The organism is Chryseobacterium sp. G0201, assembly GCF_003815655.1.
GTDB lineage: Bacteria > Bacteroidota > Bacteroidia > Flavobacteriales > Weeksellaceae > Chryseobacterium.
Map to the genome: position 1 here is coordinate 4288217 of NZ_CP033917.1, position 13593 is coordinate 4301809.

The following is a 13593-nucleotide window of genomic DNA, read 5'->3' on the forward strand; positions in this document are numbered from 1 at the left end:
ATTATGCGTTATCAGCTAACATTTTTTGTCCTGCTGCGATAGCTTCTTCGATAGTCCCTTTCAAGTTGAAAGCAGCTTCTGGTAAGTGATCTAATTCACCGTCCATAATCATGTTGAATCCTTTGATAGTATCTTTGATATCTACCAATGATCCCGGAATACCTGTAAACTGTTCAGCTACGTGGAAAGGCTGAGATAAGAATCTCTGAACTTTTCTAGCACGGTAAACAACAGATTTATCTTCTTCAGAAAGTTCTTCCATACCAAGGATCGCGATAATATCTTGAAGCGCTTTGTATCTTTGAAGAATTTCTTTTACTCTCTGAGCACAGTTATAATGCTCTTCACCGATAATTTCCGGAGCCAAGATTCTTGACGTTGAAGCCAATGGATCTACCGCTGGATAAATACCCAATGAAGCAATTTTTCTATCTAGTACCGTCGTTGCATCCAAGTGAGCAAACGTTGTTGCAGGAGCCGGGTCAGTTAAGTCATCCGCAGGTACGTAAACCGCCTGTACTGAAGTAATTGAACCATTTTTAGTTGAAGTAATTCTTTCCTGCATCGCCCCCATTTCAGATGCCAATGTTGGTTGGTAACCTACCGCAGATGGCATACGACCAAGAAGTGCAGATACCTCAGAACCAGCCTGTGTAAAACGGAAGATATTGTCTACGAAGAAAAGTACGTCTCTACCTTGTCCGCTTTCACCACCGTCTCTGTAGTACTCAGCTAATGTAAGACCAGAAAGTGCTACTCTAGCTCTTGCTCCTGGTGGCTCGTTCATCTGTCCGAAAACGAATGCAGCTTTAGATTCTTTCATAACCTCAAGGTCTACTTTAGAAAGATCCCAACCTCCGTTTTCCATAGAGTGCATAAAGTCATCACCATACTTGATAATTCCTGATTCTAGCATCTCTCTCAAAAGGTCATTTCCTTCTCTCGTTCTTTCACCTACTCCGGCGAAAACAGAAAGACCTCCGTGTCCTTTTGCAATATTGTTAATCAACTCCTGAATCAATACCGTTTTACCTACACCGGCACCACCGAACAAACCAATTTTACCCCCTTTTGCGTAAGGCTCAACTAAGTCGATTACTTTAATACCTGTAAATAAAACTTCTGCAGAAGTTGAAAGTTGATCAAATTTTGGAGCTGGTCTGTGAATTGGAAGACCACCTTCCTTAGAAATATTTTGAAGCCCGTCGATAGCATCACCAACAACGTTGAATAGTCTTCCGTTTACAGCTTCACCGATTGGCATAGTAATAGGATTTCCGTATCCGATCACATCCTGCCCTCTTTGAAGACCGTCTGTAGCATCCATTGCGATACATCTTACAGTATCTTCACCAATATGTTGTTCTACCTCTAAGACTACTTTTTCACCGTTTCCTTTTGTAATTTCCAATGCATCATAAATACTTGGAATTGCTTCCACATCTTTAAATACTACGTCGATTACAGGACCAATAATTTGAGAAATTTTTCCTTTAATTTGGTTTGCCATTGCTAAATTTTTTCTTGGTGCAAATATAATGATTCTTACCAAACCTGCAATTGGTAAAAAACAGATTTTTATCATACTTTTTAAGCAATGTAACCATATAAAAAAATACCAATTTAACAATAGATATTATTAAAATTATTGATACACTGTTATATTGATAGATTCTTACATAATTTCCTATATTTGCAGTCAAAATTTTTTCCGTTTTGAAAGTTTTCAAGAATTTTAGTGATTATTCTTCTCAAAAGCCTCTAGCATTGTCTTTAGGTATGTTTGACGGGGTGCATTTGGGGCATAAAAGTATTATTGATGAATTACAAAAAGTAGGTTCAGAGAACAATTTGGAGACTGCTATCCTTACTTTCTGGCCACATCCGCGATTTATTTTTAATCCAAATGAAGATCTTAAGCTTCTGAATACCTTAGAAGAGAAAAAATCTTTGATGGAAAAATATGACATTCATAATTTATTTCTTAAAGAGTTTGATGAAGAATTCAGAAATCTTACGGGAGAAGAATTCGTTCGTCAGATTTTAGTTGAAAAATTAAATGTAAAGTACTTAATTATAGGTTACGATCATTCTTTCGGAAAAAATAAAAGCGGAAACTTTGAATTGCTTCAAAAAATGTCTAAAGAATTAGATTTTGAGGTCGAACAAATGGAAGCTATCAATATTCATGAAAATAATATTAGCTCTACGAAAGTCCGAAATGCGCTTTTAGCGGGTAATATTAAGGAAGCCAACGAAATGTTGGGCTACTCCTACTCTGTTTCCGGAACAGTGGTTCATGGGAAAAAATTAGGCCGAACAATTGGCTATCCAACCGCAAATATTGCAACTGAAACTATCAAACTTTTACCTAAAAAAGGGGCTTATATTGTTGAAGTTTTAGTTAAAAATCAACAATATAAAGGAATGTTAAGCGTTGGAACCAATCCAACTGTAAATGGCGAAAAATTAACTGTAGAAGTTTATATACTTGATTTTGAAGGAGATATTTATGACGAAAATATCACTGTGAAATTCAGAGATTTTCTTCATGAAGAAATTAAATTCGATGGTCTTGAAAAACTAGTTGAAAGACTGGATGAAGATAAAAGATTAACCGAAGAGTTTAATTTTTAACTATTTACAATTTCTTCTCTTGCTTTTTTCGTTAATGAATTAAATACCAATTCATAAGATTGATCGATCAATTTAAAGATCAAATCTCTTTTTAATCCATCTACGGAAACTGAATTCCAGTGGGTTTTATTCATATGGAATGCTCCTGTAATTTGCGGATACTGCTCGCGAAGTTCTGCGCTCCATTCAGGATCTGTTTTTACATTAATTCCTAACGGCTGTCTTTCGAGCCCCATTAATAAGAACATTTTTGTTCCTACTTTCATTACAAGTGTTTCATTATCAAAAGGAAATGTTTCAGTAACTCCTTTTTTTGCTAGGCAATAGTCTAATATTTCGTTGGCATCCATGAATTTTAATAAATGATAAGTGATTAATGATAATTGATATTAATTTCAAATTTAGTAAATTTAAGAAAGAAACATCATCACCATAAACAATATTATTATGAAAGCTTTGGTAATCGGCGCTACAGGTGCTACAGGGAAAGATTTGGTCAATCAATTACTTAACGATAAAGATTTTGAAGAAGTAAATGTTTTTGTGAGAAAACCTATTGATATTCAAAACAATAAATTAAAAGTTCATGTTGTTGATTTCGAAAAACCTAATGACTGGAAAGATTCTGTAAAAGGTGATGTTGCTTTTTCATGTCTTGGAACTACCTTAAAAAATGCAGGAAGTAAAGAGGCTCAAAGAAAAGTTGATTTCGATTATCAATATGAATTTGCAAAAGCAGCAAAAGAAAATGATGTTGATGATTACGTTTTAGTTTCCGCTTATGGAGCCAATTCTAAGTCTAAAATTTTCTATTCTAAAATGAAAGGTGAATTGGAAGAAGCTGTAAAACAGTTACATTTCAATAAAATTACAATTTTCAAACCCGGAATGCTGGAAAGAAAAGATTCTGAAAGAACCGGTGAAGTTCTGGGAAGCAGAATTATAAAATTTGCGAATAAATTAGGACTTTTGGATAGTCAAAAACCACTTCCGACAGATATTTTAGCCAAAGCGATGATCAATTCTTCTAAAATAAAAAGTAATGGTTATTCGAGTATTAAGCTGGGGAATATTTTTTGTTTTGCGGAGAAAAGTAACGAGTAAAGTTATAAGTTTTGAATTATGAGTTATAAATTATTAACGCTTCAACTTCGCTTAGCATGACAGTCCGAATACTATTTTGTATAATTTGAACGTGTCACGCTGAGCGGAATCGAAGCGTTAATAAGTATTTCTTTATTTTATTTCAAATATTTTGTAATCGCCTGATCAGTAGGTTTTGTAGTACTAATAAAACTATCAACCAATTTACCGTTTTCATCGATTAAAAACTTTGTAAAGTTCCAAAGGATCGTTGTATTTTTTACTCCGTTTAAATCTTTTTCAGTTAAATATTTAAATATTGGAGCGGTATCATCCCCTTTTACTGAAACTTTTGCAGCTAATGGAAATGTTACTCCATAATTTTTCTGGCAGAAAGCACCGATCTCAGTATTCGTTCCAGGTTCCTGTCCTCCAAAATTGTTTGCGGGGAAACCTACAATGACAAGTTTATCTTTATATTCTTCATAAACCTTCTCAAGATCAGCATATTGAGGAGTAAATCCGCATTCTGAAGCTGTATTTACGATAAGAATTTTCTTTCCTTTGAAGTCTGCAAAGTTGATTTCTTTACCTTCTTCCAAAGCATTAACTTTGAAATCGTATATTGTTTTTCCCATAAGTTCGTTAGTTTTAGTTTTAGACAATTCACTTTTTTGGTTGGTGCAACTTTGTAGAAATGCTACGAAAGAAAGCATCAGTAAGAAAATCTTTTTCATTTTAGTATATATTATTTTCTTTAATTAAAATTTAAAAATATTTGCAGGAAATACTTTATTGATGTCAATTTTATTAATCAGCATTACATAATCTCCGTCTTTTTTAGGACTTGAAGATTCTATTCTGAAAGGCATTACCAAATTTCCAACTTTCTTATAATCAGAATAACTTAGCGTTTCATCTTTCTTTATTTCTTTCAAAAGCATGTAGGTTTTGGTGTCGAAATAATAGTAATTTTTATTTACGTTTTTCGTCAATTCAACTTTATGACAATAAATATCTCCTACTTTTTCTTTACCTAAATATTTTGCATCAAAACCTTTGTTTTCCCAGTCTATGAAGTCGTTATCAAAACTTTCAGGCACATAACTCGGATATTCCTGTACTTTATTGGTTGCATAGTTCATTGCATATCCTTTATTTCCGTCATACCCTTCAATGGCCGTCTCTTTATTATTAATGGTAAGTACCGTTTTAGTAAGATTCGGACGTTGTTGGTATATTTTTATGGGATATTCATCTTTAATTCCTAAGACTACTTTTCCTTGCAGTAATACTGAATTTAACAGCTTCCAATTGGTTAACCCTCCGGATAATTCGATGTTTTTATCTATGATTTCCTTTGCCGTCTGTGCAAAAGATAGTTGCGAATAAATCAGGACGAAAACTAAAAGTAATTTCTTCATTAATTCAATTTATAAATTCAAATATAAGGCTTTAAATAATTTACCAATGTATCAATCTAGTAATTTACCAATTATTCTGATATTATTTTTCTGGCTTTTTCTAAATCTTCCGGTGTATCGATTCCAACTCCGACAAAATTTGTCTCTATCATCTTGATTTTCATGCCATATTCTAAATAACGAATGCATTCTATCTTTTCTGATATTTCCAACGGCTTCATTTCTAATTTTGAAAACTGAAGTAAAGCATGTTTTCTGAAAGCATACACTCCGATATGTTTAAAATAACTTACATCATAAGAAATTTCTCTATGAAAAGGAATTACAGAACGACTAAAATACAAGGCAAAACCACTGTTATCCGTAATAACTTTTACGTTATTTGGATTCTCGATTTCTTCTTTTTCAGTCAGTTGTATTTTTAATGAAGCTAAAGAAATTTCCTGATTTTCATCTTCTCTAAAAACTTCAATTAATTGTTTTAAAGGTTCTAATTTAAGAAATGGTTCGTCACCCTGAACATTGATAACAATATCACAATCAATATTTTGTACAGCTTCTGCAATTCTATCGCTTCCTGTTTCATGTTGTCCGGTTATGACAGCTTTTCCGCCGTTATTTTCAATTTCATTAAAAATAATTTCAGAATCGGTAGCAACAAAAACTTCGTCGAACAAACCTGTTTCAACAACATTTTTGTAGGTAGTCGTAATTACAGTTTTTTCGCCCAAAATCTGCATTAATTTTCCCGGAAAACGGCTTGCTTCGTAACGTGCGGGAATGACAGCGATTATTCTCATAGCTTTAATTTGTCAAATGTGAATATGTGAATGTGTGAATTTTAAAATGCTTCGACTCCGCTCAGCATGACATCGCTAAAAATATGCTATTAAAAAGCAGATAGTATTAGATTTGTCATGCTAAGCTTAGTCGAAGCATACATTTATTTATATGAAATTACTTTAATTTGTTTAAAGCATTCTCCAATTTAGGCATCATACCTGAAATTTCTTCGATAGGCAGTCCTCCAACAGAAGCACGGAACCAAGGCTCAGATTTTTCTTCTCCGAAAGCTGAAAACGGCACTAATGCAACTCCAGCTTCATTAATTAGGTAAAATACTAAGTCTGAAGAATTTTCGATAACAGTTCCGTCAGGTTTTGTTTTTCCGATATAATCTAATTTAATGGTAAGGTAAAGCGCACCCATTGGCTCAATACTTTCAACGGCCAATCCTTTTCCTTTTAGATCCTGGATTCCTTGGTGAAGAACTTTTAAGCTTGCTTCAAGTTTCCCTTTGAAATCATCAACGAAGGTATTTACATCGTCCGGATTTTCGAAATATTTTGCTGTAGCTTCCTGCTCCGGTTTTGGAGCCCAAGCTCCAACGTGAGTCAGAAGAGCCTTCATTTTATCAATAATATGAGCCGGACCGAATCCCCAACCAACACGAACTCCAGTTGCAGCCAAGCACTTAGAAATACCATCGATATAGATCGTATATTCTCTCATTTCAGGAAAAAGAGAAACCGGATCGAAATGTTTTGCTCCAAAAGTAAGGTTAGAATAAATTTGGTCATACATTAAGTACAACGGCTTTTCGTCTTCACCTCTTTTTTTATTTTCAGCTAAAATTAATTCGCAGATTTCAGAAAGCTGTTCTTCTGTAAACATTGTTCCTGTAGGGTTCAATGGCGAACAAAGTGCTACTAAAACTGCTCCTTCCAAGTGTGGTCTCAAATCGTCTGCAGTCGGAAGGAAATTGTTTTCCTGTGTTGTTTTTACTTCAATAGCGTCTGCTGAAGTAAGGTAAGCATAATGATTATTGTTCCAAGATGGTGTTGGGTAAACTACTTTATCTCCTTCGTCAACGATTGTTTTGTAAACCGCATAAATCAAAGGTCTTGAACCTGCCGTGATCAAAATATCATTTGCAGAATAATCAAGGTTCCATCTCGTTTTCAAGTCTTTAGAAACTTCATTTCTTAAAGATAAAAGTCCATTTGCCGGCGGATAATTTGTCAGATTGTTCTGATATGCTTTCTGAACTTCTTCCTTCAACTTTGCAGGTATCGGGTAGATATTAGAGTTCAGGTCACCAATGGTAAGATTGGCTATTTCCGCTCCTTTTGCCTTTAAATCATTTACTTCATTACCAATTTTTACAATTTCAGAACCAATCAGGTTCGCCGCTAATTTTGAAACTTTCACTTTTATTTTTATTATAATGTTATTATTACTTGTTATAAGTTATTAATTATGAGTTATGAGTTTTACTCTTTGTCGTTATAATTATACTTCTTATTATTTTTAAAATTTCTGTCGCAGGATTTTTTAAGCTTTCAAATTCCTCTTTCGAGATATAATCTGTTGCAAATAAAAGCTCTAACCAATAAATTGTCTCATCACATTCTTTTTGCGAGATGGATAGTTTATGAATAAAATCCATTCTACTTTGAGCGTTTAAAGCTTCTCGAACATTAGCTCCAACAGATGTTCCAGAACGTAAAATTTGCTTAGACATTACAAATTCTTTCTTTTCTATACTAAACTTCTTGTAAAAGCAAACAATTTTTATTGCAAATTCAAAACTTTTTTTCCCAACAATGCTTTCACTCATAATTCATCACTCAAAACTTATAACCTATGATTTTTAGTTTAAATCAAGATCTTTTTTTACTTCCTGAATTTTTTCTTCCAGAGTTTCCAGTTTTTTCTTGAAATCTGCTTCAGAATTGATACTGTCTTTTACTGAAATATAAAACTTGATCTTAGGCTCTGTACCAGAAGGTCTTACACAAACTTTTGTTCCGTCCTGAGTATAATAAATCAATACGTTAGATTTTGGAATTTCGTTCATCACCAATTTTTCATTTTTGGAAACAACAAAATTAGTCTGCTCTTTGAAATCTTTTACTTCTTCAACTAATGAACCTGCTAATTGTTTAGGTGGATTTTCACGGAAGTTCTTCATCATATTCTGAATTTCTTCTGCTCCGTCTCTCCCTTTTCTTACAAGATTTACCAATCCTTCATAATACATTCCTACTTCCTGATAGATCTCGATCAAATATTGATACATCGTTCTGCCATTGGCTTTACACCATGCAGCGATCTCACACGCAACAAGAATACTTCCGCAAGAATCTTTATCACGAACGAAATCTCCTGTCATAAAACCGAAACTTTCTTCACCACCACAAATGAATTTTTCCTTTCCTTCTGCTTCACGGATCATTTTTCCGATCCATTTGAATCCTGTAAGTCCAGATTTGCACTGAACACCGAATTTTTGAGCAATATCAAAGAAAATATCTGAAGTTACGATCGTAGAACCGATGAATTCTGAACCTGTAATTTTATCTAGTTTTCTCCATTCATTTAAAATATAGTAAGTAAGAATCGTATTCGTCTGATTACCATTCAATAACTGCATTTCTCCATCAAGATTTCTTACAGCAATTCCTAGTCTGTCGCCATCCGGATCAGTTCCGATAACGATGTCTGCATTAGTGATTTTTGCTAAATCCATCGCCATTTCCAACGCTGCAGGCTCTTCAGGATTTGGAGATTCTACCGTTGTAAAATTCCCGCTTGGAATCATCTGTTCCTTAACAAGATCGATCTTTTTGAAACCTGCTTTTTCTAAAGCTTTAGGAACCGTTGTATACGTCGTTCCGTGGATGGAAGTGAAAACAATATTTAAATTTTTTTTTCCAACGTTCTGATACGTAGAGTTTTCGATACAAGCATCAATGTAAACATCGTCTTGTTCTGGTCCAATCCATTCAATTAAATCATCGTTTCCTTCGAATTTAATTTCATCAAATTTTACAGAATATACTTCATTAATGATCGCTTCGTCATGTGGCGGAACGATTTGCGCTCCATCATTCCAATATACTTTATAACCATTATATTCCGGCGGATTGTGAGAAGCTGTTAATACAATTCCTCCGTTACATTTCTTGTCACGAACCGTGAAAGACAATTCCGGAGTCGGTCTGTGATCTTTAAAAAGAAGCACTTTTATTCCGTTTGCCGTTAAAACATCAGCCACTAATTTCCCAAATTCTTTAGAATTGTGACGCACGTCATAAGCGATCGCAACCTTAATTTCTTCGTTAGGAAATTGCGCTAACATATAATTCGCAAGTCCCTGTGTTGCTTGACCTAACGTGTATTTATTTAAACGATTGGTTCCAACACCCATAATTCCACGCATCCCTCCTGTTCCGAACTCTAATTCTCTGTAAAAAGAGTCTTCCAAATCAGGCGAATTACTGTCAATTAATGATTGAACAGCGTCTCTCGTTTCTTTATCGAATGTGTCACTTAACCAAAGTTTTGCTTTTTCTAATGTTGTCATATGTGTATTTTGTTCTTTTATAGTTTGTTGAGTTCTAGTTTTAAATTGGGTAGTTTTTCTCTTAACGAGTTTAATTTTAATTGTAAATCATCAAATTCAAATATTAATTCTCCAAAAATTTCTTTGCTCATTTCAAAACTTATTTTGGTATAATCTTGTGAGATATCAGTATTAAAAATTTCTTTAAAAATTGTATTTCCTTTTTCAAAAATAAAATGACCTTTTTGTTTATCCGAAATTGTTTCTAATTCACATTTTTCTGCTACAGCATTAATTGTCGCAATACCTAAAAGACAAAACTCTTTACCCACTTCTAAATGCTTTTTTTCATTTTTGCAAGTCATTAGTTTGGTCATAAAATTTTCAGCAACAGTATTTCCATTAATTTCTCTCAACTCCATTCCTGAATTGTATTCAATTTGGAACAAATTGTTATTTATTCCTACTTTAATTTCAGAACAATTATTATCAAAATGTTCATCAATTGCAGGACAGAATACTTCCAATACAATACTGTTAAGATTATTTTCCTTAAAACATTTTTCAAAGTACAAACTTGGACGAAGCCAAACATGTTCTTTCCAATCTAAAGTTTTAATTTCACTTTCTATGTACTTTTTATCTTCCAATAAACATAAATTTTATTTTCAATATCTGCTACTTTACCCATTTGATCGGAATATGTCATTTCGAGGAACGAGAAATCTGTTTAGTCATTATCAAAGAGAGATTCTTCACTATACTTCGTTCCGTTCTGAATGACAAAATATCGTATCAGTCTAATTTTTTATTCTCTACTTTTGTCGTTTTATCTATTTTAAAAGCACGAATCGGATCATTATAATAAACAAATTTTGCAGTATTCTGAATTTGTCCTTTTAGTGAATCTTTTACATTTACTTCTGCATAATTCCCGTTTTTGGAATCTATCTTCAGGTTGGTAATTTTCCAGTAAGGAGCAATCAAACTTGCTGTATCAGAGATTTTAATGACAGCATCTTTTGTCAGTCCAAGAAAATTTGCACGGCTCGTGTTCTGCATGTCTACTTCTGCTCTTCTCGTATTCACGGAACCCATAAAAGTAGCATTATTTTTTAAATTAAGCCTAAAATTATCGGTCTTAATTTCACTTGAAATGTTCATTTCCACTGAATCTGAGATCGAAACTTTCTCAAGATTATATTTTGAATAGATCGTTACATTATAGAAGTCAACACCTTTTGTGCCTCTGCTTTCTTTGATGAAAAGTGTTTTATCTTTCACATCAACATCCAAATTATTGGCAACATTAGGGTAAGTTTCTATTTCAACAAAGTTTTTGGTACCTCTGGCATAAAATACCCGAAATTTCCCTTCAAGATCAAGATTTACAAATTCTGAAACATCAATATCTTTAGTTTCAATTTTTCCTTTCGGAGATATTTTTCCGCAAGAAACTAAAGCTAAAACAGCAACTGCATAAAATATATTCTTCATTATTTTAATTAAGTATTTTAAATAAAAGTAAAACTATCGCACAAATTTCGATTCCTAATAAGATATAAAAAACCAATAACCTCCATAATAAACCTGATTTTGAATACGAATTCTTAAAAGCATTAAAATAGGTAAAAGCAGGAAATAAAAGCAAACTATACACTAGAATTTTATCTAATATATTGATAATCTTTGACAACGGATCGTAAATTCCTATGATACTGATCACATCGTCTAATAACAAGAGCGCCAGAATTCCTGAAAGGCTGACTGATGCAATAATGACATGCTCTGCAAGATTAAGCTTAATACGTTTAAAAATAAACCATGCGTTCAGGGCAAGGATTGGTATAAGTACAAATAAAATTGTTTTAGAATATTTGGAGAAAAAATCAATAATAGTTGAGCTGTCCTCAGGAATTTCATCAGGATTTAAATCTAAATAAAAATGCAACGCTAAAACATTGAATCCAAATAAGATAAGCAACAAAGAAAATAAATTATAATATTTAATTCTTTTGCCCGAAATATAATCCATTGCCATTCTTCCGGGACCAAACAAAACATGTTTTAGCGTCCGGAAAAACCTTGCTTCAACATGCCAGATCGATCCTAAAATATCGCCTTTAATAAGAGAACGTGGAGTTATTCTTGCTGTGTCGGATTTTTGTCCGCAATGAGGACAAAACTCATCGGAAATCGAATGACCGCAGTTTAAACAACTTTTCTTATTCATATGTTAACTAAATAACCTCGTCAATATTATAATTTTTATGTTCTCTATTTGTTCTAATGATCATTTCACCTAAAAAGCCTGCAATAAAAAGTAGAGTTCCCATAATCATCATCGTTAAAGCAATGAAAAACCACGGATTATTGGTAATCAAATGACCATAAATTCCTCTTGCAACATCAATTAATTTTGAAACACCCAACCAGACGGCAGAAAGAAAACCTAAAATGAACATAATCGTTCCTACCGCTCCAAAGAAATGCATTGGTCTACCTCCGAAACGACTTACAAACCAAAGAGTTACCAAGTCTAAAAAGCCACGGATAAATCTTTCGGTACCGAATTTTGAAGTTCCGTAAGGTCTTGCCTGATGCTGAACTTCTTTTTCAGTAATTCTTCTGAAACCTGCATTGGCAGCCAAAACAGGAATATAACGATGCATATCTCCATACACATCGATCGTTTTTACCACCTGTTTTTTGTAAGCTTTCAATCCGCAATTGAAATCGTGAAGTTCAACTCCCGAAACTTTTCTTGCGGCTGCATTGAATAATTTTGACGGAACATTTTTCGTCATTACATTGTCAAAACGCTTCTTTTTCCAGCCGGAAACGATGTCGTAATTATCATTGATTACCATGTTGTATAATTCCGGAATTTCTTCTGGAAAATCCTGTAAATCAGCATCCATTGTGATGATCACATCTCCGTTTGTTCTTTCAAAAGCGGCGTGAAGCGCCTGAGATTTTCCGTAATTTTTGGAAAACTTGATCCCGTGAATTTGAGGATGCTGAACTCTTAAGTTTTCAATAATACTCCACGACAAATCTGTACTTCCGTCATCTACAAACCATATTTCATATGATAAATTATTGCTTGTACAAACATTATCAATCCTCGAAAAAAGCTCTTCCAGAGAGTCTTCTTCATTTAATAACGGAATAACTATAGATAGATTCATTTAATTTTAATAAAATTATTCTTGATTTGTTATTTCTTCGTGAACCGTTCTCGTTCTGAAAAATGCACCGAAAAATAAAGACAAAACTACGTAAAATATAAGAATTGCCGCAAAATATCCTGAAAAATGACTTGCTGTAAGCATATCTTTTCCTTTAACAGCCTCGGGAGTGAAACTTTGAAGTCTTTCTTTATATTTTTGGTCTAATTCATCAATATCTTTTTGATGTTTCATAATTTTCCTTGCAGAAGTATATTCTTTATCCAGTTCCGATTTTTGCGTGTGAACATATTGATAATTTAACAGCTTTTTCGCCTCCGGATCTACAAAATTTAAGAAAGAATAAATACTAACAATTGAAAGAATTCCACCAATAAACATCGGTACGAATGCTCTTTTAAAAGCTTGTCTAAAGTTTAATCTCTGCTTATTCCATAAAATCTTTACAGACCAAAACGCAGCTCCTGTATATAAAATCGGCAATACGAAAGCGTTGGCTTTCAATGAAATATCAAAATAATGTATTCCCGAAAAGAAGTAATATACTATGAAAAAAACGATCATAGTGGCTATAAAAAGTATAATTCCTATTGTTGATGGACTTTTAGTCATGTTTAATTTTTTAGAAAATTTTTGAAAAATTATTAGTCTAAATTTCAGTAATTTAGCTTCAATAAAGGATTTTTCAAATTATTTTTCTTTGATTTTATTTTGAAGTTTATAAAATATTCCTACCTTTGCAACGGCAAGTCCTAAACAACCAGCTCCTGAGAACCCTCCAGGGTGGGAACGCAGCAAAGGTAATTGGTCGTAGCGGTGTGATTTAGGTAGCTTGCCATTTTTTTATTTTTAAGTTGAACAGAGGTAATTTTAGAATTATCTTTTTTTGTTTCTATACTTTTCAACATTC

The 13593-nt window shown here is 33.2% G+C and carries 15 protein-coding genes and 1 other RNA gene; 3 read left to right on the forward strand and 13 right to left on the reverse strand.

Annotated elements, in window-relative coordinates; all coding sequences use genetic code 11:
* Position 1: 1 nt before the first annotated feature.
* A complete protein-coding gene (gene atpD, locus EG348_RS19200) occupies positions 2–1510 on the reverse strand; it encodes a F0F1 ATP synthase subunit beta (protein WP_123985120.1) in 1509 nt (502 codons plus the stop codon).
* Positions 1511–1716: 206 nt separating this feature from the next.
* Here atpD and EG348_RS19205 point away from each other — a divergent pair, with 206 nt between their 5' ends.
* Complete coding sequence (locus EG348_RS19205) at positions 1717–2637, forward strand: bifunctional riboflavin kinase/FAD synthetase (protein ID WP_123984561.1); 921 nt, start codon at positions 1717–1719, stop codon at positions 2635–2637.
* Here the strand turns inward: EG348_RS19205 and EG348_RS19210 are convergent.
* Positions 2634–2987 (reverse strand): MmcQ/YjbR family DNA-binding protein, encoded by a 354-nt coding sequence (locus EG348_RS19210; protein ID WP_123984562.1) that lies wholly within the window; start codon positions 2985–2987, stop codon positions 2634–2636. The genes EG348_RS19205 and EG348_RS19210 overlap by 4 nt on opposite strands.
* Before the next feature lie 97 nt (positions 2988–3084).
* Here EG348_RS19210 and EG348_RS19215 point away from each other — a divergent pair, with 97 nt between their 5' ends.
* Positions 3085–3741 carry an NAD(P)H-binding protein gene (locus EG348_RS19215; protein WP_123984563.1) on the forward strand — a complete coding sequence of 219 codons (657 nt, stop codon included), beginning with the start codon at positions 3085–3087 and terminating at the stop codon, positions 3739–3741.
* 137 nt (positions 3742–3878) lie between these two features.
* Here EG348_RS19215 and EG348_RS19220 read toward each other — a convergent pair whose 3' ends face one another.
* The 11 genes from EG348_RS19220 to EG348_RS19270 all read right to left on the reverse strand — a co-directional run bounded on the left by EG348_RS19220 (position 3879) and on the right by EG348_RS19270 (position 13295).
* The gene (locus tag EG348_RS19220; protein ID WP_123984564.1) at positions 3879–4457 is read right to left on the reverse strand and encodes a glutathione peroxidase; all 579 of its coding nucleotides are present in this window, start codon (positions 4455–4457) and stop codon (positions 3879–3881) included.
* A 24-nt stretch (positions 4458–4481) separates the two neighbouring features.
* Positions 4482–5144, reverse strand: a complete 663-nt coding sequence (locus EG348_RS19225; protein ID WP_123984565.1) for a histidine kinase — start codon at positions 5142–5144, stop codon at positions 4482–4484.
* 71 nt (positions 5145–5215) lie between these two features.
* Complete coding sequence (gene kdsB / locus EG348_RS19230; protein ID WP_123984566.1) at positions 5216–5944, reverse strand: 3-deoxy-manno-octulosonate cytidylyltransferase; 729 nt, start codon at positions 5942–5944, stop codon at positions 5216–5218.
* A 157-nt stretch (positions 5945–6101) separates the two neighbouring features.
* Positions 6102–7355 (reverse strand): pyridoxal phosphate-dependent aminotransferase, encoded by a 1254-nt coding sequence (locus EG348_RS19235; RefSeq protein ID WP_123984567.1) that lies wholly within the window; start codon positions 7353–7355, stop codon positions 6102–6104.
* Between the two features lie 46 nt (positions 7356–7401).
* The gene (locus tag EG348_RS19240; protein WP_123984568.1) at positions 7402–7764 is read right to left on the reverse strand and encodes a four helix bundle protein; all 363 of its coding nucleotides are present in this window, start codon (positions 7762–7764) and stop codon (positions 7402–7404) included.
* Positions 7765–7797: 33 nt separating this feature from the next.
* Positions 7798–9513, reverse strand: a complete 1716-nt coding sequence (locus EG348_RS19245) for a phospho-sugar mutase (RefSeq protein ID WP_123984569.1) — start codon at positions 9511–9513, stop codon at positions 7798–7800.
* 17 nt (positions 9514–9530) lie between these two features.
* Positions 9531–10142, reverse strand: a complete 612-nt coding sequence (locus EG348_RS19250) for a hypothetical protein (protein ID WP_123984570.1) — start codon at positions 10140–10142, stop codon at positions 9531–9533.
* 145 nt (positions 10143–10287) lie between these two features.
* Positions 10288–10989 carry a GIN domain-containing protein gene (locus tag EG348_RS19255; RefSeq protein WP_123984571.1) on the reverse strand — a complete coding sequence of 234 codons (702 nt, stop codon included), beginning with the start codon at positions 10987–10989 and terminating at the stop codon, positions 10288–10290.
* 4 nt (positions 10990–10993) lie between these two features.
* Complete coding sequence (locus EG348_RS19260) at positions 10994–11725, reverse strand: DUF3667 domain-containing protein (protein ID WP_123984572.1); 732 nt, start codon at positions 11723–11725, stop codon at positions 10994–10996.
* Between the two features lie 7 nt (positions 11726–11732).
* Positions 11733–12683, reverse strand: coding sequence for a glycosyltransferase family 2 protein (locus tag EG348_RS19265; protein WP_123984573.1), 951 nt, complete (start codon positions 12681–12683; stop codon positions 11733–11735).
* Between the two features lie 15 nt (positions 12684–12698).
* The gene (locus tag EG348_RS19270; protein ID WP_123984574.1) at positions 12699–13295 is read right to left on the reverse strand and encodes a DUF4199 domain-containing protein; all 597 of its coding nucleotides are present in this window, start codon (positions 13293–13295) and stop codon (positions 12699–12701) included.
* A gap of 131 nt (positions 13296–13426) precedes the next feature.
* Here EG348_RS19270 and ffs point away from each other — a divergent pair.
* Positions 13427–13524, forward strand: an RNA gene (ffs, locus tag EG348_RS19275) — signal recognition particle sRNA small type.
* Positions 13525–13593 lie beyond the last annotated feature (69 nt).